Genomic DNA, 17,907 nt, shown 5'->3' on the forward strand with positions numbered 1-17,907 from the left:
GGCGGGGCCTGACGCGACCGGCACCCCGCCGCGGGGCGCCGTGCCGCCGGTCACCGTCCGACCGAGCCGAAGGCCACAGCCGACGATGACCACCTCCCCTGCCCCGGTCTGGAACCCCCAGCGCCCGGGCCCCATGCCCTTCCACCGCTACCGCCCCTTCCAGGACCGTGTGCGGGTCCCCGCCGCCGGCCGCGACTGGCCCGCCGCCCGGATCGAGCGCGCTCCCCTCTGGGTCCCCGTCGACCTGCGCGACGGCAACCAGGCCCTCGCCGAGCCGATGGACACGTCCCGCAAGCGCCGCTTCTTCGATCTGCTGACCGGCATGGGCTTCAAGGAGATCGAGGTCGGCTACCCCTCGGCCAGCCGCACCGACTTCGACTTCGTACGGCATCTGGCGACCGGCGACGCCGTACCGGACGACGTCACGCCCGTCGTGTTCACCCCGGCCCGCCGGGACCTCATCGACCGCACCTTCGAGGCGATCGAGGGGATGCCGAGGGCCGTCGTGCATCTGTACATCGCGACCTCGCCGGTGTGGCGGGACGTCGTCCTGGGGCGGGACCGGGCGGAGGTGTGGCGGACCGTGCGGGAGGCCGCCGAGCACATGGCCCGCCGGGCGGACCGGGCCTCGTACGTCCGCTTCCAGTTCTCGCCGGAGACCTTCAACCTGACCGAGCCCGACTTCGTCCTGGAACTGTGCGACGGGCTGACCGAGCTGTGGGACGCGAGCCCGGACCGGCCGGTGACCCACAACCTCCCGGCGACCGTGGAGATCGCGACGCCGAACGTCTACGCCGACCAGATCGAGTACACGCACCGCCATCTCTCCCGGCGTGACAGCGTGATCCTCTCCGTGCACCCGCACAACGACCGCGGCACCGGTGTCGCCTGCGCCGAACTGGCCGTCCTGGCCGGTGCCCAGCGCGTCGAGGGCTGTCTGTTCGGCAACGGGGAGCGCACCGGCAACGTCGACCTGGTGACCCTCGCGCTGAACCTGTACGCCCAGGGCGTCGACCCGATGATCGACTTCCGGGACCTCGACACGGTCAGGGAGACGGTCGAGCACTGCAACCGGCTGCCCGTGCACCCGCGCCACCCGTACGCCGGGGACCTCGTCCACACCGCCTTCTCGGGCACCCACCAGGACGCGATCAGCAAGGGCCTGGCCCGGCACGCCGAGCGGGCGCGGGAGCTGGGCGTGCCGGAGCGGCAGGCGCCCTGGTCGGTGCCGTACCTGCCGGTCGACCCGGCCGATGTGGGCCGCTCCTACGAGGCGGTGATCCGCGTGAACTCGCAGTCGGGCAAGGGCGGCACGGCCTATCTGCTGCGCACCCACCACGGCGTCGACCTCCCCGCGCGCATGCGGCCGGACTTCTCCCGGGCCGTGCAGGAGACGACGGACGACAGCGGCCGGGAGATGGCGGCGAAGGAGCTGTACGAGCTGTTCCGTTCGACGTACGTCGTGGCTGACGGGGAGGTGACGCTGGAGGCCTGGTCCGTGCACCCGGACGAGTCCGGCCGGCGCTTCGTGTGCACGCTGCGCACCGGTGAGCGCACCGGCGACTTCGAGGGCACGGGCGGCGGCCCGGTCTCCGCGTTCGTCGACGCGCTGGCCGGAGCGGGAGTCGACGTGGAGGTGCTCGACTTCCATGAGCAGGCCGGTGAGGGCGGTGCGAACGCCTTCGCCGAGTGCCGGGTCGGCGGTACGACGTGCTGGGGCGCGGGCCAGGACTCCTCGGCCCTGGCCGCGTCCGTCCGGGCGGTGCTGTCCGCGGTGAACAGGGCGCTGCGGTGACGGCGGTCGTCCTGCGCGCCGAGGACGCCCATGTCGTACGCGACGGCCGGCCGATCCTCCAGGAGGTGTTTCTCACGGTCCGGGCCGGTGAGCACTGGGCACTGCTCGGGGCCAACGGCGCGGGCAAGTCCACCCTGCTCGGCCTGCTCGGCGCGCGCGTCCATCCCACCCGGGGCACCGTGGAGGTGCTGGGCCACCGGCTGGGCCGGGTCGATCTGCGGGAGTTGCGCGCGCACGTCGGGCATGTCGACCCGCGGCATCCGCTCTGCTCGCCGCTGCGGGTACGGGACGTCGTCCTGACCGGTCTGACCAACTCCGTGGAGCCCCTGCCCCGGTGGCGTCCCACGCCGGAGCAGAAGGAGCGTGCGGAGCGGCTGATCCGGACGCTGGGGCTGTCAGAGCACCGTGAGGCGCGCTGGCCCACCCTCTCCCAGGGGCAGCGCGGCCGGACCCTGATCGCCCGGGCCCTCATGCCCGAGCCCCGGCTGCTGCTTCTGGACGAACCGGCCACCGGCCTCGACCTGCCCGGCCGGGAGCGGCTGATCGGGGCGCTGGCGGAGCTGCGCCGGGACCATCCGCGGCTGGCGACGGTCCTGGTCACCCACCACCTGGAGGAGCTGCCGCCGCACACCACGCACGCCCTGCTGCTGCGCGAGGGCCGTCCGCTGGCCGACGGCCCGGTGGCCGATGTGCTGACCGCCGACCGGCTCGGCAAGTGCTTCGACCTGCCGCTGGTCCTGGAACGGCGGGACGGGCGCTGGAGCGTGCGCACGGCACGCCGGGCATGACGAGGGGCCCGGTCCGACCGAGATCGGACCGGGCCCCTTCGTCCAGGAGGCGGAACGCCTCCGGCAGCGGGCGACTGCCTGCTCGGGCGACTGCCCGTTCAGACGACTACTTGTTCAGGCGACTACTTGTTCAGGTAGGCCCAGAACTCGTCGAAGCTCAGCTTCTTGTCGCCGTCGAGGTCGCGGGTCTTGATGACGACCTCGGCGACCGACTCGGTGACGTTCCAGTCGCCCGACCGGGCCAGGGCGGTCTTGAACTCGGCGGCGGTGATGAATCCGTCGCCGTCCGTATCGATCCGCTCGAACTGCTTGCGTGCTTCCTCGATGTCCGCCACCGATCCGCCCCTACTCTCGTGCTCTCGTGTTCTGCGTCGTACTGACGCAGGTCAGATTAACCGGCCGTGCGTGCCTCCAGCGCGGCGACCACCCACGCGAACTCCTCGTCGTAGGTCGGCTGGGGGCCGAGGCCGTTGACGACGGCCTGGAGTTGGCGGTAGCGGGCGACCCGTACGTTGGAGGCGGCCGTGAGGCGTTCGAGCACGGCGGCCCGGTCGCTGTCGCCGAGCAGGTCCCTCAGGACATCGCCGGCCTCCGGTGCCTGGGGGGCGATGCCGCGCTGCCGCGCCTCGGCCGCGAGCTGTACGAGCCGGCTCATGAACCACAGGGACGAACCGGCCGGGATGTCCGGCCCCCGGTCGGCCGCGTTGAACTCGATCATCTGCCGCATCTGCGCGCGGAAGCCGGGGTCCTGGATCAGCTCGGCGAGCTCCACCCAGGCGTCCACCTGCTCGGGTGTGGGGTCCTCGGGCAGCTCTGCGGCCGCGAAACGCAGCCTGCCGCGGATGTCCGGGTCGGCGGTGTCGATCCCCTCGAAGATCTCCGCCATGAAGTCCTCGACGATCCGCCGTCGTTCGGCCGCCGAGAGCCGTGCCAGTCTGTTCATGAGTGTCATCTCCTCCGCGCCGGAACCCCGCTTCGCGACCGTCGACAGCACCGCACGGGTCACCTTGAGCGACCGGATCTGCGCGTCCAGCGCCACCACGTGCGCGGCGGCGACCTGCGCGATCGTCGTCTCGCCGGCCAGGACCCGGCGGACGTCCGCCAGGCCGAGACCGAGTTCGCGCAGGGTGCGGATCAGCTCCAGGCGGGCCACGGAGGCGGTGTCGTACAGCCGGTAGCCGCCCGCGGACCGGGTCACCGGGGGCAGGGCGCCCTCGTCGGACCAGTAGCGGATGGTGCGCACGGTCAGTCCGGTGACCCGGGCCAGTGCCCCGATGGTGAGCAGTCCGGTGCCGTCGTCGGTCATGTCCGCGAGTCTGGGCCCTCCAGTGGGTGGAGACTCAAGGAGCGCGTCGGTGACGGCTCGGAGGTGCTGCTCAGTGCCAGGGCTCGTAGTGCGGGTTGCTCTCGCACCTGCTCATGATCTCGGTCTTGGTCTGTTTGTCGACCGGGCAGACGCCGATGATGTACTTCCGGGCGATGCCGCCGGGGAACGCGACCTCCTGCTGGTCGGCCCACTTGTGGGTGTCACCGATGGTCTTGTTGACGTCGATGCCGCCGGGGGCGTCGACGTAGTAGTTGAAGCCGGGCCGCCATTGCTTGTACAGGTCGTGGTCGTACGACGTCGACACGTACGGGGAGGGCTGGTTGACCAGGACGTACTTCTCCAGGTCGTACTGGCCGGCGATGACGTCCTTGGGGTGGAAGCCCTCCTCGAAGATGACGGACGGGCCACGGCCGTCGGCGCGGTAGAGGGTGCCGCAACTGGTGCGCCAGGACGGCTCGGGGGTGATGCGGTCGACGTCGACACGGCGGTCGGCGGCGGCCTTGACCTTGTCGTCGAACCGGACGGGACAAGCGGCCGGTGCGGGGGCGGCGGCCGTCGCGACCGTCGGGGCGGGCGCCTGGGCGGGCGTGGCGGCGGTGGTCGTGAGGACGGCCGCGAGGGAGAAGGCGGCGGCAGCGATCCGCCGCCGCAGGGTCATAGTGGTCACGAGGGCACGATGGCGGGTCCGCGGCGCCGGGCCTTGGACCCTCACCCGATCAGGGGCGTGTCAACTGCCCTTGAGTGGACGGCAGATGGGGCTCACCGGAAGATGCCCGTGTGGCCGAGGGAGTAACGGCCGGGCTGCGGGTAGACCGCGAGGCCGTGGGGGCCGCTGCCGACGGGGATGCGGGCGAGCTGGGCGCCGGTGCGGGTGTCGATGGCGTAGACCTCGGCGTCGTAGCGGCCGGAGAGCCACAGGACCTTGCCGTCGGCGGAGACACCGCCCATGTCGGGGCTGCCGCCGTCGGGCAGGTCCCACTTCTTGGTGAGCTTGTTCCGGGTGAAGTCGAAGACGGAGACGGTGCCTTCGCCGCGGTTGGAGACGTACATCTCGCGGGAGTCGCGGCCGACGTAGAGGCCGTGGCAGCCCTTGCCGGTGGGCAGCAGGGTGGGCTGGGTGAACTTGTCGCCGTCCAGGACCCACATGCCGTGGGCCATCATGTCGGCGATGTAGAACCTCTTGCCGTCCGGCGAGACCTTCACGTCCTGCGGCATGGCGCCCTCGAACGGCAGCCGCTGCTGCCCCACGACCTTCATCTTCTCGGTGTCGACCTTGAGAAGCTCGCCGCTGAACTCGCAGGAGACGATGAAGTAGCGGCCGTCCAGGGAGAAGTCGGCGTGGTTGACGCCGTAGCAGGAGACCGGGACCGTCTTCTTCCGGTCCATGGTGTGCGGGTCCCGGAAGACCAGCTCGCGGTCGAGAGAGGCCATCACGATGGCGTACTTGCCGTTGGGCGTGAAGTAGAGGTTGTACGGGTCGTGGACCTCGACCTCCTTGCCCGCCTTGCCGGTCTTGGGATCGATCGGGGTGAGGGTGTGGCCGCGGTTGTTGTTGACCCAGAGCGTCTTCAGGTCCCAGGAGGGCACGACGTGCTGGGGCTGCCGGCCCACGGGGATGGTCTCGATGATCTCGTACGTCTTCGGGTCGATGACGGAGACGGTGTCGGACTCGGTGTTGGGGACGTAGACGCGGGACGGGAAGCCCTTGACCACGGGTGACAGCTTGTTGGGGCGGTCGGCCGCGTACACGTCCTTCGGGTCGAGGACGGGCGGCATGCCCGGCAGGCCCTGGACGGTCTTCTTCTCGGGCGGGGCGGGCACGGCGGCCTTGGTGGGGCGTGTCCCGGAGGTCCGCTCCTCGCCCTGGGTACCGCAGGCGGCGAGGACGGAGAGGGCGGCGCCCGCGACAAGGGCGCGCTTGAGGAAGTGGCGGTGCATTGGACCATTTAAGGGGCGCTCCGCGCGGAAACCGGTGATTCGCCCGATCGACGTCCAGGTGAGTCGTCGCAGGTCACACCCCCGGTCGAGCCCCTGCCCCGCCGGCGGCCGTCAGCGGTCGATGACCCGCATCTCGAACCATGTCGTCTTGCCCCGGGGCAGCAGATCGACCCCCCAGCGGTCGGCCAGCTTGTCGACGAGGAAGAGGCCCCGGCCGCTGACGTCCATCTCCTGGACCGGCATCAGACAGGGCAGCCCCCGGGAGGGGTCGCGGACCTCGACGCGGATCCAGCCGCGGCGCCGGTGCAGACGCAGCCCGAAGACGCGGGCGCCGGTGTGGCGTACGGCGTTGCCGACCAGTTCGGAGACGAGGAGGACCGCCTCCTCGGTGATCTTGGGGGTGAGTCCCCAGTGGCGCAGGACCACGACCTGGGTGAGCCGTCTGGCGGTGGCCGCGGACTCGGGGCGGGACGGCAGCGGAACCTCTGCCTCCGTCGGGTTGCCGTACAACTCCAGCGCCTTCAGCGCGCGTTCGTCCTCGACGGTCGGCGACCAGCGCGCCGCGGCCGCATGTGCGTGTCCCCGCGGCTGTTCCATACCCTCCAGCCCCGCCATGCCCCCCATCATGGCCGTCCGGGGCACCCGACGGGGCCGTTCCCGGGGAATAGACCCCCCGGAACGGGCCCGGAACCGGCAGTCCTACGGCATATGCCTACGGCACTTCGGAGCCTTCCATGGCCCGTATGACCTGCGAATACGGCCCGTTTCGGGGCAAGCGACGAAGTTCCCCGACCGCACACGCTTAAGGCTGCCTTAAGGCTGCCATAAACCGCTCCGTCGAGGGACCCGGATCAGACACCGTGTCAATTGCAAGCCCCTGGAAGGGTGTTCAGACGAAGCGTTCAGAGGAACTTCGCCTTGCCCGGCCCCTCCTCCACGAAGCTGCGCATGCCGCGCTCACGGTCCTCGGTGGCGAACAGGCCCGCGAACCAGTTGCGTTCGATCGTCAGGCCCGTCTCGATGTCCGTCTCCAGGCCGGCGTCGATGGCCTCCTTGGCGGCGCGCAGCGCGAGCGCCGGGCCCTGGGCCAGCTTGGCCGCCCAGACGTGTGCCTGCGCGTACACCTCGTCGGCGGGCACGACCCGGTCCACCAGGCCGATCTCCCGGGCCTCGTCGGCCTTCACCATCCGGCCGGTGAAGATCAGGTCCTTGGCCTTGGAGGGGCCGACCAGGCGGGCCAGGCGCTGGGTGCCGCCCGCGCCGGGGATCAGGCCGAGCAGGATCTCGGGCTGGCCGAGCTTGGCGTTCTCACCGGCGATGCGGTAGTCCGCGCACAGCGCGAGTTCGCAGCCGCCGCCGAGCGCGTAACCCGTCACGGCCGCGACGACCGGCTTGGGGATGCGGGCCACCGCCGTGAACGAGTCCTGCAGGGCGCGGGCGCGCAGGACCATCGCGGCGTGGTCCATCGCCTGCATCTCCTTGATGTCCGCGCCGGCCGCGAACACCTTCTCGCCGCCGTAGACCACCACGGCCCGCACATCCTCGCGGCGCGTGGCCTCCTCGGCGAGTTCCTTCAGCCGGTCCTGCGTGGCGATGTCCAGCGCGTTCATGGGCGGGCGGTCGAGACGCAGCGTGCCGACGCCTTCAGCGACTTCGAGTGTGACGGTCATGGGAGCAGGTTAACGGCGACTAACGGCAAGGGCCCCGGTGCTGTCCGTCACACCGGGACCCTCGTCGTCAGCTCAGCGTCAGCTCGGAGCTACTTCTTCCACTTCTCCCACGACATGTTCCAGCCGTTGAGCCCGTTGTCCGGGTCGACGATCCGGTCCTCGGAGTTCTTGACGACCACCACGTCGCCGACCATCGAGTGGTTGAAGAACCACGCCGCCGGCACCTTCTTGTCCCAGCCGCCGCGCACGTCGCGCAAGCCGATGCAGCCGTGGCTGGCGTTGTACTCGCCGAAGGCGCCGCCCGCCCAGTAGTTGCCGTGCAGGAAGGTGCCGGAGGTGGTGAGGCGGATGGCGTGCGGGACGTCCTTGATGTCGTACTCGCCGCCGTAGCCGACGGTCTCGCCGTTCATCCGGGTCACGGTGAGCATCTCGCTGACGACCATCTGGCCGTTCCAGGTCTCCATGCCGGGCTTGCCGGTGGTGACCGGGATGGTCTTGAACAGCTTGCCGTCGCGCATGACCTTCATCGTGAGCTTCTTGGCGTCCACGACGGAGACCTGGTTGCGGCCGATGGTGAAGTCGACCGTCTTGTCCTGCTCGCCGTAGACGCCGGAGCGCCCCTCGACGCCGTCGAGGTTCAGGTCGACGGTCACCTTGGTGCCTGGCTTCCAGTACTTCTCGGGGCGGAAGTCCAGACGGTCGTTGCCGAACCAGTGGCCCTCCACGTCCACGGCCGGCTCCGTCTTGACGCGGATGGCCTTCTCGACGTCCTCCGGGTTGGTGATGCCCCGGTCGAAGCGGATGGAGAACGGCATCCCCACGCCGACCTTCGAGCCGTCCTCGGGGGTGAAGGTGCCGGTGAAGGTGTTCTCCGGCGTCAGCGTGGTGAAGCCGGCGTCCTCGGCGGCCGTGCGGCCCTCGGAGTCCTTGGCGACCGCGTGGACCGTGTACTTGGTTGCGGCGGCCAGATGGCTGGACGGCGTCCAGGTGGCGCCGTCGCCGGATATCTCGCCGTCGACCTTCTTGCCCTTGGCGTCCTTGACCTCGACCTCGGTCAGCTTGCCCTTGGCGGCGGTGACCTTCAGCTTCCCGCTGGTGTCGACGGACTTGGCGCCGTCCTTGGGGGTGATGCTCACCTCGGCCTCGGACTGTTTGCTCTGCGCGGTGTCCGAGCCCTTGCCCGTGCCGTCGCCCCCGCCGGCTCCGGCTCCGCTCTCCCCGCCGCCACACGCCGTGACGGCGAGGAGCAGCGAGCCGAGTATCAGCGCGAGCAGTCCGTGCCTGCCCCCAACCGACGCCCCCGATATCGGTCGCCCGTTCAAGTCGTTCTCCCCTCCCCGGGCCTGGTCAGGCCCACAACCCCTGCGCGTCCCCCGCGCACCGGCGCATAGTAACCACAAGGCACCGGGCACCGGCGGCCCGCGATTGTCACTGTTCCGTCCCAACGGAACGCCGGGTCGATCCGCCCCTGTCGGTTACTTCACCGCACTGCCCGCTTTCCATGCGTTCCAGGCCATGTTCCAGCCTCCGAGACCATTGTCGGGAGAGACCTCTTTGTCCTTGCTGTTGACGACCTCGACGACGTCCCCGACCAGGCTGCGGTCGAAGAACCAGCCGGCCGGGGTGTCCGAGCCGCCGCCCTTCACATCGCGCAGTCCGATACAGCCGTGACTGACGTTGCTCCGTCCGAAGACGGTGTGGTCCGCCCAGTAGTTGCCGTGCAAAAAGGTCCCGGAGTCGGTCAGGCGCATGGCGTGCGGGACGTCCGGGATGTCGTACTCGCCTTTGCCGTCACGCTTCTTGAAGCCGACCGTGGCGCCGTTCATCCGGGTGACGTCGAGCATCTCGGTCACCACCATCTTCCCGTTGTACGTGGTCGTCTCGGGGGAGCCGGCCGTGACCGGCACGGTGGCGAGGGTCTCGCCGTCGCGCCGGACCTCCATGGTGTGCTGCGCGGCGTCGACCACGGAGACCTGGGCGCGGCCCACGGTGAAGGAGAACGTCTTGTGCTGCAGGCCGTAGACCCCGGGCGCGCCCTCGACGTCGCGCAGACGCAGGTCGACGGTGACCTGGGTGCCGGGTTTCCAGTAGTCCTCGGGGCGGAAGTCGAGGCGGCTCCGGCCGAACCAGTGCGGGCGGATCTCGACGGCCGGGCGGGAGGTGACCCGCACCGCGCGTTCGACGACGGCGCGGTCGGCGATCTCCCGGTTGAACTCCAGGGAGACGATCATGCCGGTGCCGACCGTGGCGCGGTTCTCCGGGGTGACGTAGCCGATGAAGCGTTCCTCGGGGACGTACGTCGTGAACGTGGTGTGCCGGGCCGAGCGGTGGCCGTCGCCGTCCACGGCCACCGCGTCCACCGTGTACTCGGCGGCGAGCGCCAGCCGCTTCTCCTCGGGCTCCCAGGTCAGGCCGTCGGCCGAGACCCGCCCGGGCACCGGGGACTCCTGCGCGTCCTGGGACCTGGTGACCTTCACCGACTCCAGCCTGCCGTCGGGCACGCGCACCCGCAGCGTCCTTCCGGGGCGCACGCCCCTGCTGCCGTCGTCGGGCGAGACCTTGATGACGTCCTCGGGCGCCGGGGGCGCGCCGAACGCCCCGGCGATCCCGCCCGCGTCGTCCGAGGTACAGCCCGTGGCCCCGGCCAGCAGCCCTGCCCATGTCACTACGGCGGCCAGCGCGGCCCTCGCGCGCCGCGCGCGCCCTTGTACGTGCCTCACGGGGTACCCAACGACCGGCCGCGTCCCCGGGAAACGACCATGCCCGCCCCCGGGGAAACGTGAGTGCGACCCACGCTCTGGGCAGAACAGTGTGGAGGACGACGCGCAGGGGAGCCGCGGCCCGGGCCGCAGTACAGGACCGCACCCCTCTGTCCCCCGTCGTTCCACGAGCCGCGGGAGGCTGACAGGTGTCCAGCGCAGCCGAGCAGGAGGCGGTGGCCGGCCATCAGGCCACCGGGAACGGGCGCCAGGCCGCCGCCGCGAACGGCGTACGGCGGCCCGCGCCGCCGCCCATGGTGCCCGCCTGGCCGGGCGCGGCTACACCGCTGGGCGCCCGGTTCCGGGTCGGCCCCGACGGGGTGGCGGGGACCAACTTCGCGTTGTGGGCGGGCGGGGCGGAGGGAGTCGAGCTGTGCCTCTTCGACGAGGCCGGCAAGGAGTCGCGGGCCGGGCTGACCGAGCTGACCCACGAGATCTGGCACGGCTTCGTCCCGGGCGTGCTGCCCGGACAGCGCTACGGCTACCGGGTGTCCGGCCGCTGGGACCCGTGGACCGGCGCCCGCTGGAACCCGGCGAAGCTGCTGCTCGACCCCTACGCGCGGGCGGTGGACGGGGACTTCTCGCTGCCTCCCGAGGTGTACGGGCACGTGCGCGACTGGCCGCAGCAGCACGTCGCCGACACCGTGCGCGACGACCGGGACTCGGCGCCGTACGTCCCCAAGGGCGTCGTCGTCCACGATGACGACGACTGGGCCGACGACCGCCGCCCGAAGACCCCGTGGGCGGACTCGGTGATCTACGAGGTGCACGTCAAGGGCTTCACCCGGCTGCACCCGGGCATCCCCGAGGAACTGCGCGGCACCTACGCCGGACTCGCCCATCCGGCCGCGATCGAGCACCTGGTGAAGCTGGGCGTGACGGCGGTGGAGCTGCTGCCGGTGCACCAGTTCGCGCACGAGGACCATCTGCTGCGCAGAGGCCTCGGGAACTACTGGGGCTACAACTCCATCGGCTACTTCGCCCCGCACGCGGCCTACGCGGCCTCCGGGACGAGGGGCGAGCAGGTCGGCGAGTTCAAGCGCATGGTGCGCGCCCTGCACGCGGCCGGGATCGAGGTCATCCTCGACGTGGTCTACAACCACACGGCGGAGGCGGGCGAACTCGGCCCGACGCTGTCCCTGAAGGGCATCGACAACCGCGGCTACTACCGCCTCCAGGACGACCCGCGCCGCTACGCCGACTACACCGGCTGCGGCAACACCCTGCACGTGGTCCAGCCGCAGGTGCTGCGCCTGATCACGGACTCGCTGCGGTACTGGGTGACGGAGATGGGCGTCGACGGCTTCCGCTTCGACCTGGCGGCGGCGCTGGCCCGCTCGATGCACGATGTCGACATGCTCTCCCCGTTCCTGGCGGTCATCGCGCAGGACCCGGTGCTGCGCCGGGTGAAGCTGATCGCCGAGCCGTGGGACGTGGGGTCGGGCGGCTACCAGGTGGGGGCGTTCCCGCCCCTGTGGACGGAGTGGAACGACCGGTACCGCAACGCCGTACGGGACTTCTGGCGGCACGCGCTGCCCGACGTACGGGAGATGGGCTACCGGCTGTCGGGCTCCAGCGACCTGTACGCCTGGGGCGGGCGCCGGCCGTACGCGTCCGTCAACTTCGTCACCGCGCACGACGGCTTCACCCTGCGCGACCTGGTGTCGTACGAGCGCAAGCACAACGAGGCCAACGGCGAGGGCAATCGCGACGGCACGAACGACAACCGGGCCTGGAACTGCGGGGCCGAGGGCGAGACGGACGACGAGGGGATCAGGGCGCTGCGGCGCCGGCAGCTGCGGAACCTGCTGACCACGCTGCTGCTGTCCACGGGTGTGCCGATGCTGGTAGCGGGAGACGAGCTGGGCCGCACGCAGCGCGGCAACAACAACGCGTACTGCCAGGACAACGAGATCAGCTGGGTCGACTGGGGGCTGCTGGAGGACCCCGGGTGGCGCGCCCTGTTCGAGCTGACCTCCCGGCTGATCGAGCTGCGCCACCGGCACCCGGTGCTGAGGCGCCGGGCGTTCTTCTCGGGCCGGGCCCAGACCGCGGACGGGCTGCGCGATCTGGCCTGGTTCACGTCCCGGGGCACCGAGATGACGGAGCAGGACTGGTACGCGCCGGCCGCCACGCTGGGGATGTACCTGTCCGGCCGGGACATCCCGGGCCGGGACGAGCGCGGGGCGCAGATCCTCGACGACAGCTTCCTCGCCGTGCTGCACGCGGGCGAGGCACCGGTGCGTTTCGAACTGCCGGGGCCGCCCTGGGCGGAGCGGTACGAGGTCGTCGTCGACACGAGCCTGGAGGAGCAGGGGGAGGCACCGGGCGTGGAGCACCGGGCGGGGACGGAGATCACGATGCCGGCCCGGGCGGTGCTGCTGCTGCGGGTGACGGGCTGAGGCATCGTTTCGCCTGGCAGGGCTGCCGCATTGTTGCGGGGTGTTGCGGCGCGTTGCGGGTCCGTGAAGTCGGCGGGGATCTTCTTGACCCCGCCGTCGGACCGCTGGCAGCGTCCCTGCTGAGCCGTGGCGTCTCCCTCCCTCCCTCCTGCTCTCTGATACCTCCAGGACTTCCGCATGCCCGAGATATCCCGTCGTGCCCTCGGTGCCCTCGTCGGCGGTGGTGCCGTGGGCGCCGTCGCCGGTACGGCCACCGGTGCCGAAGCAGCCCCCGCCGAGCGGCCGTTCAGGGCCCGCCCCGGTGCCGGGTCCGGCCGCCGTCCCAACGTCCTCGTCATCCTGGGCGACGACCTCGGCTGGGCCGACCTGTCCTCCTACGGCGCCCCCCACATCAAGACGCCGAACCTGGACCGGCTGGCCCGCCAGGGCGTGCGGTTCACCGACGCCTACTCCGGCTCCTCGACCTGCTCCCCGACCCGGTTCAGCCTCTACACCGGGCGCTATCCCGGCCGTACCGAGGGCGGGCTCGCCGAGCCGATCGCCGACCGGTCGCAGGGCCTGGACCCGAACCACCCCACCCTCGCCTCCCTGCTGAAGAAGGCGGGCTACGCCACCGCGCTCATCGGCAAGTGGCACTGCGGCTGGCTGCCCGACTACAGCCCCACCAAGTCCGGCTGGGACGAGTTCTTCGGCAATCACGGGGGCGTGCTGGAGTACTTCTCCAAGCTCGGCCAGCTCGGCGACCACGACCTCTACGAGGGAGACGCCGAGTACAAGGACCTGCGGTACTACACCACCGTGCTGACGGAGCGGGCCGTGGAGTACGTGAGCCGGGACCACGACCGGCCCTGGCTGCTCAACCTCAACTTCACCACCCCGCACTGGCCCTGGCTCGCCGAGGGCGACGAGGAGACCGGCGCCGAGATCGCGGCGAAGATCCGGGCGGCGACATCCCAGGCCGAGGTCGGCAAGGCCCTGAACCACTACGACGGCGGCTCGGTCGCGAAGTACACCCAGATGGTGGAGAGCCTGGACGCTGCCGTCGGCGAGGTGCTCGCCGCCCTGCGCCGCTCCGGACAGGAGGAGAACACCGTCGTGCTGTTCGCCAGCGACAACGGCGGCGAGCGCTGGTCGTATCTGTGGCCCCTCAGCGGCCAGAAGTTCTCCCTCCAGGAGGGCGGCATCCGGGTGCCCGCGATCCTGCGCTGGCCCGCCCGGATCGACGGCCGGCAGGTCAGCCACGAGCCGAACTTCTCCCCCGACTGGACCGCGACCCTGCTGGAGCTGGCCGGTGCCCGGCCCGACCCGGCGTATCCGCTGGACGGCACGAGCCTCGCCGGGTACCTGCTGCGCGGCGAACGGCTCCCCGAGCGGGACCTGTTCTGGCGGACGCGCGGCAACCGGGCGCTGAGGCGAGGCGACTGGAAATACTACCGGGACGCCAAGGGCACCGACCACCTGTACGACCTGGCCGCCGACTCCCGCGAACAGGCCGACCTCGCCCCCGACGAGCCGGAGTTGCTCACCGAGCTGAAGGCGGCGTGGGAGAAGACCGCCGCGGGTCTGCTGCCGTACCCGGGCTAGCCCAGGATGCCTCGCTCGTAGGCCGTGGCGACCGCCGCCGCCCGGTCCTTCACGCCCAGCTTGGCGTAGAGGTGCGTGAGGTGGGTCTTGACCGTGGCCTCGCTGATGAAGAGTTCGCGGGCGATCTCGCGGTTGGAGGTGCCCTTGGCGACCAGGGCCAGGACCTCACGCTCGCGGGCGGAGAGGGTGTCGCTGCCGGTGGCCCGGGGAGTACGGACCGCCGAGACCAGGCGGGAGGCCACGGCCGGGGACAGGACGGTCCGGCCTTCCGCCGCCGCGCGGACCGCCGCGAACAGTTCGTCCCTCGGGGCGTCCTTCAGGAGGTAGCCCGTCGCGCCCGCCTCGATCGCGGGGAGGGTGTCGGAGTCGGTGTCGTAGGTGGTCAGGACGAGGACCTTGGCGCGGGCGCCGGTGCGGGTCAGCTCGCGGATGGCGTCCACGCCCCCGCCGCCCGGCATGCGCAGGTCCATCAGGATCACGTCCGGGTCCAGGGCGGCGGCGAGCGAGACGGCCTCGACTCCGTTCGCCGCCTCGCCCAGGACGCGGAAGCCCGGCGCGGACTCGAACATGCCGCGCAGGCCGTCCCGTACGACGGGGTGATCGTCGACGATGAGCAGGGTGATCGCGGCGGCGTCAGTCATGGCGGACCAACGGTACGCGAGCGGAGACCGCCGTACCGTGGCCCGGCTCGGACTCGACGGTGAGGGACCCGGCGACGCGTTCGGCGCGGGCGCGCATGCCGTCGAGGCCGAAGCCGCCTGCTCGGTTGCGTTCGGGGACGGCGAGCGGGTCGAAGCCGCGGCCGTCGTCGCGGATGTCGAGGATGACCTCGTCGCCGAGGAAGGACAGGGTGACGCCGACGCGGCCGGCGGCGGCGTGCCGGGTGGTGTTGGAGAGGGCCTCCTGGACGATCCGCAGGAGCGTGGCCGCGATCTCCTCGTGGAGTTGCTCGTCGGTGCCGGTGACCGTGAACTCGGCCCGCACACCCGTCCGTTCGCCCCATTCGGCGACCGTCTTCTTCAGGGCTTCCGGCAGTCCGGCGTCGGCCAGCGCCACGGGGGCCAGGTTGTGCACGGAGCGGCGGGCCTCGCCGAGACTGTGCCGGGCCAGGTCCGAGGCGCGTTCGAGGTGGGTGCGGGCCACGGCCAGGTCGGGGGCGTTCGCGACGACCTGGAGCTGGGCGATGATGCCGGTCAGCCCCTGGGCGATGGTGTCGTGGATCTCGGCGGCCAGCCGCCGGCGCTCGTCGGCGACTCCGGCCTCCCGGGCCTGCACCAGGAGCTGGGCGTGCAGGGCGGCGTTCTCGTCGAGGGCCTGCTGCAGGGCCGCGTTGGTGCGTTCCAGTTCGGTGATGGTCGCGGTCTGGATCCGGGTGCGTTCCTCCTCCCGCCCGGCCAGCTGGCCGAAGACGATCAGCAGCACGATGTAGAAGCACATCAGCCCGCCGAACACCGCCCAGTCCAGAGGCCCGTGCAGGGGCAAGCCGCCGGCCTGGGAACTCGCGAGGATCACCGCGGTGGCCACCAGCCCGACCCTGAGCGGGCGGCCCCGCAGCAGCCGCTCGGGGCCGACGAACCCGGCGGAGCCGTAGAACGCGAAGAACGGGTTGCACCAGCAGAGCGCGAAGGCCAGCGCCCAGCGCAGGAAGTAGTAGCAGGCGCCCGGCACCGACGGTTCCAGAGGCCGTCCGCGGGACCAGCGCCCCCACCACAGTTGGAGGACCACGGCGGCGCCGACCAGGGCGACGGCGGTGTATTGCACGGCCGTGCCCATGCCGACCTCGTCGACCGTGGCCGCGGAGAGCACGGCGCCCGTCGCCAGCATCCCGTACGGCCCCCAGCGGAAGTACGCCGCCCACCGCTGCTCCACACCCGCCACGTCCGTCATGCCCACAGTGTCGGCCACGGCCGTGTCCCCTCCCCGGGCGCCGGTCATTCCCAGCGGAACCAGCGTGCGGCCGACGCCGAGAGCACCGCGGTCCACGCGGCGAGGACGGCCAGATGGCCCCAGCTCGGCCAGTCGCCCGCGGCGGCCTGGTCCAGGGCCCGCGCGGCGGCGCCGAAGGGGGTGCACTGGACGATGCGGCCCAGCAGGTCCGGCATGGCCTGCACGGGCACCCAGACCCCGGCGCAGAACATCATCGGGAAGAACACGGCCGTCCCGATCGCGGTCGCGATCTTCGTCGTGCGGGCCCGTGCCGAGATCACCGCGCCCAGCGAGATGGCGGCGAGCACGGCGAGGAGCAGCGCGAGCAGGTACCCGACGGGCTGTTCGGGCAGCCGTACGCCCCAGGCGAGCCGTCCGACGACGAGCGTGAGCAGCGCGGAGGCCAGCGCCGCCACGCCGTTCACCAGCATCTGGGCGGCCAGCAGGGCCGAGGGCCGGACAGGAGTGGTGGACAGCCGGCGCAGGATGCCGTTCTCGCGGTAGCCGGTGAGGGTCGGCGGCATCGCCTGCACCCCGGCCATGATGAGGGCGACCAGCACGCAGACGGGCACGTAGACATCGACGATCCGCAGCCCGCCGAGCCCGTCCTGCGCCTCGCGGAACGACGGCACGGAACCGAGGATGCCCAGCAGCAGGGCCGGGAACAGCAGGACCCAGAAGAGACTGCCCGGCTCGCGCCGGAAGAGGCGGAACTCGCTGCGCAGCACAGCGGGGTTGATCAGTGCCGTGCTCATGCCGAGGCCTCCGTGAGGTCGAGGAACGCGTCGTCCAGCGTGGCGTCGGTGACGCGGAGTTGACGGGCGGTGATGTGGTGGCGGGCCAGCAGCGACAGCACGGCGTTGACGGTGTCGTCCGTGCCGGACAGCGTGATCCGGCCGTCCTTGTGCTCGACGGCGACCAGGGCGGGGAGCGCTTTCAGCTCGCGGTCGTCCAGGGGCGTGGACGGGGTGAAGCTGATGACGGTGGCGCCCGCCGAGCGGCGGATCAGCCCGGACGGGGTGTCCAGGGCGGCCACCCGGCCCTTGTCGATCACGGCGATCCGGTCGCAGAGCCGCTGCGCCTCCTCCATGAAGTGCGTGACGAGCAGGACGGTGACGCCGTTCGCGCGAATGTCCTCGATCAGCTCCCAGGTGTCGCGGCGGGCGCGCGGGTCGAGGCCGGTGGTGAGCTCGTCCAGGACGACGACCCGGGGGTCGCCGATCAGGGCGAGCGCGATGAACAGGCGCTGCTTCTGACCGCCGGACAGTTTGGCGAAACGGGTGCTCAGCTTCTCCTCGAGGCCGAGGCGTTCGGCCAGCGGACGCCAGTCGACGGGGCGCGGATAGAACGCGGCGTAGAGCTCCAGCGCCTCACGGACGGTGAGCTTGGGCTGGAGCCGGCTCTCCTGGAGCTGGGCGCCGAGGACCTGGGCGACCCGCTCGTGGTCGGCGACCGGGTCGAGGCCGGTGACGCGGACGCGGCCGGAGTCGGGGACACGCAGGCCCTCGACGCATTCGACGGTGGTGGTCTTGCCGGCGCCGTTCGGGCCGAGGATCCCGAAGATCTCGCCCTCCTCGACGGCGAAGGAGACGCCGTCCACGGCCGGGCGGCCGGCATAGGCCTTGCGCAGGTCGGTGACTTCGATGACGGACATGGACCGAGGGTCCCGGTGCGGTGGGTCCGCGCACATCGCCCGTCGCGCTCGAACGGGCATCAGC

The 17,907-nt window shown here is 71.4% G+C and carries 16 protein-coding genes; 4 read left to right on the top strand and 12 right to left on the bottom strand.

Annotated features, from left to right (window positions below):
- Positions 1–85: 85 nt before the first annotated feature.
- The gene (locus ACFT32_RS34595) at positions 86–1,795 is read left to right on the top strand and encodes a 2-isopropylmalate synthase (RefSeq protein ID WP_382497148.1); all 1,710 of its coding nucleotides are present in this window, start codon (positions 86–88) and stop codon (positions 1,793–1,795) included.
- The gene (locus ACFT32_RS34600; RefSeq protein ID WP_382497150.1) at positions 1,792–2,583 is read left to right on the top strand and encodes an ABC transporter ATP-binding protein; all 792 of its coding nucleotides are present in this window, start codon (positions 1,792–1,794) and stop codon (positions 2,581–2,583) included. The genes ACFT32_RS34595 and ACFT32_RS34600 overlap by 4 nt, the downstream gene beginning before the upstream one ends.
- Before the next feature lie 122 nt (positions 2,584–2,705).
- Here ACFT32_RS34600 and ACFT32_RS34605 read toward each other — a convergent pair whose 3' ends face one another.
- The 8 genes from ACFT32_RS34605 to ACFT32_RS34640 form a co-directional block, all read right to left on the bottom strand.
- Entirely contained in the window at positions 2,706–2,918 is a 213-nt protein-coding gene (locus tag ACFT32_RS34605; protein WP_020271014.1) for an EF-hand domain-containing protein, read from the bottom strand.
- A 56-nt stretch (positions 2,919–2,974) separates the two neighbouring features.
- Positions 2,975–3,889 carry a MerR family transcriptional regulator gene (locus ACFT32_RS34610; protein WP_382497152.1) on the bottom strand — a complete coding sequence of 305 codons (915 nt, stop codon included), beginning with the start codon at positions 3,887–3,889 and terminating at the stop codon, positions 2,975–2,977.
- Between the two features lie 70 nt (positions 3,890–3,959).
- A complete protein-coding gene (locus tag ACFT32_RS34615; protein WP_382497154.1) occupies positions 3,960–4,577 on the bottom strand; it encodes an ADP-ribosyltransferase in 618 nt (205 codons plus the stop codon).
- Between the two features lie 92 nt (positions 4,578–4,669).
- On the bottom strand, positions 4,670–5,848 hold the full coding sequence (locus ACFT32_RS34620) for a YncE family protein (protein ID WP_382497156.1): 1,179 nt from the start codon (positions 5,846–5,848) through the stop codon (positions 4,670–4,672).
- Between the two features lie 111 nt (positions 5,849–5,959).
- Positions 5,960–6,463, bottom strand: a complete 504-nt coding sequence (locus tag ACFT32_RS34625) for an ATP-binding protein (RefSeq protein WP_382497158.1) — start codon at positions 6,461–6,463, stop codon at positions 5,960–5,962.
- Positions 6,464–6,750: 287 nt separating this feature from the next.
- Positions 6,751–7,518: an enoyl-CoA hydratase/isomerase family protein gene (locus tag ACFT32_RS34630; RefSeq protein ID WP_382497160.1), complete on the bottom strand. Its 768-nt coding sequence runs from the start codon at positions 7,516–7,518 to the stop codon at positions 6,751–6,753.
- 89 nt (positions 7,519–7,607) lie between these two features.
- Complete coding sequence (locus ACFT32_RS34635) at positions 7,608–8,840, bottom strand: Ig-like domain-containing protein (RefSeq protein ID WP_382497161.1); 1,233 nt, start codon at positions 8,838–8,840, stop codon at positions 7,608–7,610.
- 153 nt (positions 8,841–8,993) lie between these two features.
- Positions 8,994–10,238 (bottom strand): Ig-like domain-containing protein, encoded by a 1,245-nt coding sequence (locus ACFT32_RS34640; protein WP_382497163.1) that lies wholly within the window; start codon positions 10,236–10,238, stop codon positions 8,994–8,996.
- A 188-nt stretch (positions 10,239–10,426) separates the two neighbouring features.
- On the opposite strand from ACFT32_RS34640, the gene glgX reads away from it, so the two are divergent.
- Entirely contained in the window at positions 10,427–12,679 is a 2,253-nt protein-coding gene (glgX, locus tag ACFT32_RS34645; protein WP_382497165.1) for a glycogen debranching protein GlgX, read from the top strand.
- A gap of 177 nt (positions 12,680–12,856) precedes the next feature.
- Positions 12,857–14,263 carry a sulfatase gene (locus tag ACFT32_RS34650; RefSeq protein ID WP_382497167.1) on the top strand — a complete coding sequence of 469 codons (1,407 nt, stop codon included), beginning with the start codon at positions 12,857–12,859 and terminating at the stop codon, positions 14,261–14,263.
- Here the strand turns inward: ACFT32_RS34650 and ACFT32_RS34655 are convergent.
- From ACFT32_RS34655 to ACFT32_RS34670, 4 genes are read right to left on the bottom strand one after another with little or no spacing between them, the layout of a single operon-like run.
- Positions 14,260–14,904 (bottom strand): response regulator, encoded by a 645-nt coding sequence (locus ACFT32_RS34655; RefSeq protein ID WP_382497169.1) that lies wholly within the window; start codon positions 14,902–14,904, stop codon positions 14,260–14,262. The genes ACFT32_RS34650 and ACFT32_RS34655 overlap by 4 nt on opposite strands.
- Positions 14,897–16,150: a sensor histidine kinase gene (locus ACFT32_RS34660; protein ID WP_382497429.1), complete on the bottom strand. Its 1,254-nt coding sequence runs from the start codon at positions 16,148–16,150 to the stop codon at positions 14,897–14,899. Before ACFT32_RS34660 ends, ACFT32_RS34655 begins: the two co-directional genes overlap by 8 nt.
- A 44-nt stretch (positions 16,151–16,194) precedes the next feature.
- Positions 16,195–16,944, bottom strand: coding sequence for an ABC transporter permease (locus tag ACFT32_RS34665; protein WP_382497171.1), 750 nt, complete (start codon positions 16,942–16,944; stop codon positions 16,195–16,197).
- The gene (locus ACFT32_RS34670) at positions 16,941–17,843 is read right to left on the bottom strand and encodes an ATP-binding cassette domain-containing protein (protein WP_382497173.1); all 903 of its coding nucleotides are present in this window, start codon (positions 17,841–17,843) and stop codon (positions 16,941–16,943) included. Before ACFT32_RS34670 ends, ACFT32_RS34665 begins: the two co-directional genes overlap by 4 nt.
- Positions 17,844–17,907: the final 64 nt, after the last annotated feature.

The sequence above is a fragment of the Streptomyces sp. NPDC057002 genome (assembly GCF_042673825.1).
GTDB lineage: Bacteria > Actinomycetota > Actinomycetes > Streptomycetales > Streptomycetaceae > Streptomyces.

What these genes read in the sequence shown, in the direction of transcription:
- ACFT32_RS34630 (WP_382497160.1), bottom strand. Translation starts at nt 7,518, where the DNA reads ATGACCGTCACACTCGAAGTCGCTGAAGGCGTCGGCACGCTGCGTCTC.
- ACFT32_RS34670 (WP_382497173.1), bottom strand. Translation starts at nt 17,843, where the DNA reads ATGTCCGTCATCGAAGTCACCGACCTGCGCAAGGCCTATGCCGGCCGC.
- ACFT32_RS34650 (WP_382497167.1), top strand. Translation starts at nt 12,857, where the DNA reads ATGCCCGAGATATCCCGTCGTGCCCTCGGTGCCCTCGTCGGCGGTGGT.
- ACFT32_RS34655 (WP_382497169.1), bottom strand. Translation starts at nt 14,904, where the DNA reads ATGACTGACGCCGCCGCGATCACCCTGCTCATCGTCGACGATCACCCC.
- ACFT32_RS34610 (WP_382497152.1), bottom strand. Translation starts at nt 3,889, where the DNA reads ATGACCGACGACGGCACCGGACTGCTCACCATCGGGGCACTGGCCCGG.
- ACFT32_RS34625 (WP_382497158.1), bottom strand. Translation starts at nt 6,463, where the DNA reads ATGGCGGGGCTGGAGGGTATGGAACAGCCGCGGGGACACGCACATGCG.
- ACFT32_RS34620 (WP_382497156.1), bottom strand. Translation starts at nt 5,848, where the DNA reads ATGCACCGCCACTTCCTCAAGCGCGCCCTTGTCGCGGGCGCCGCCCTC.
- ACFT32_RS34595 (WP_382497148.1), top strand. Translation starts at nt 86, where the DNA reads ATGACCACCTCCCCTGCCCCGGTCTGGAACCCCCAGCGCCCGGGCCCC.
- ACFT32_RS34665 (WP_382497171.1), bottom strand. Translation starts at nt 16,944, where the DNA reads ATGAGCACGGCACTGATCAACCCCGCTGTGCTGCGCAGCGAGTTCCGC.
- ACFT32_RS34660 (WP_382497429.1), bottom strand. Translation starts at nt 16,150, where the DNA reads ATGACGGACGTGGCGGGTGTGGAGCAGCGGTGGGCGGCGTACTTCCGC.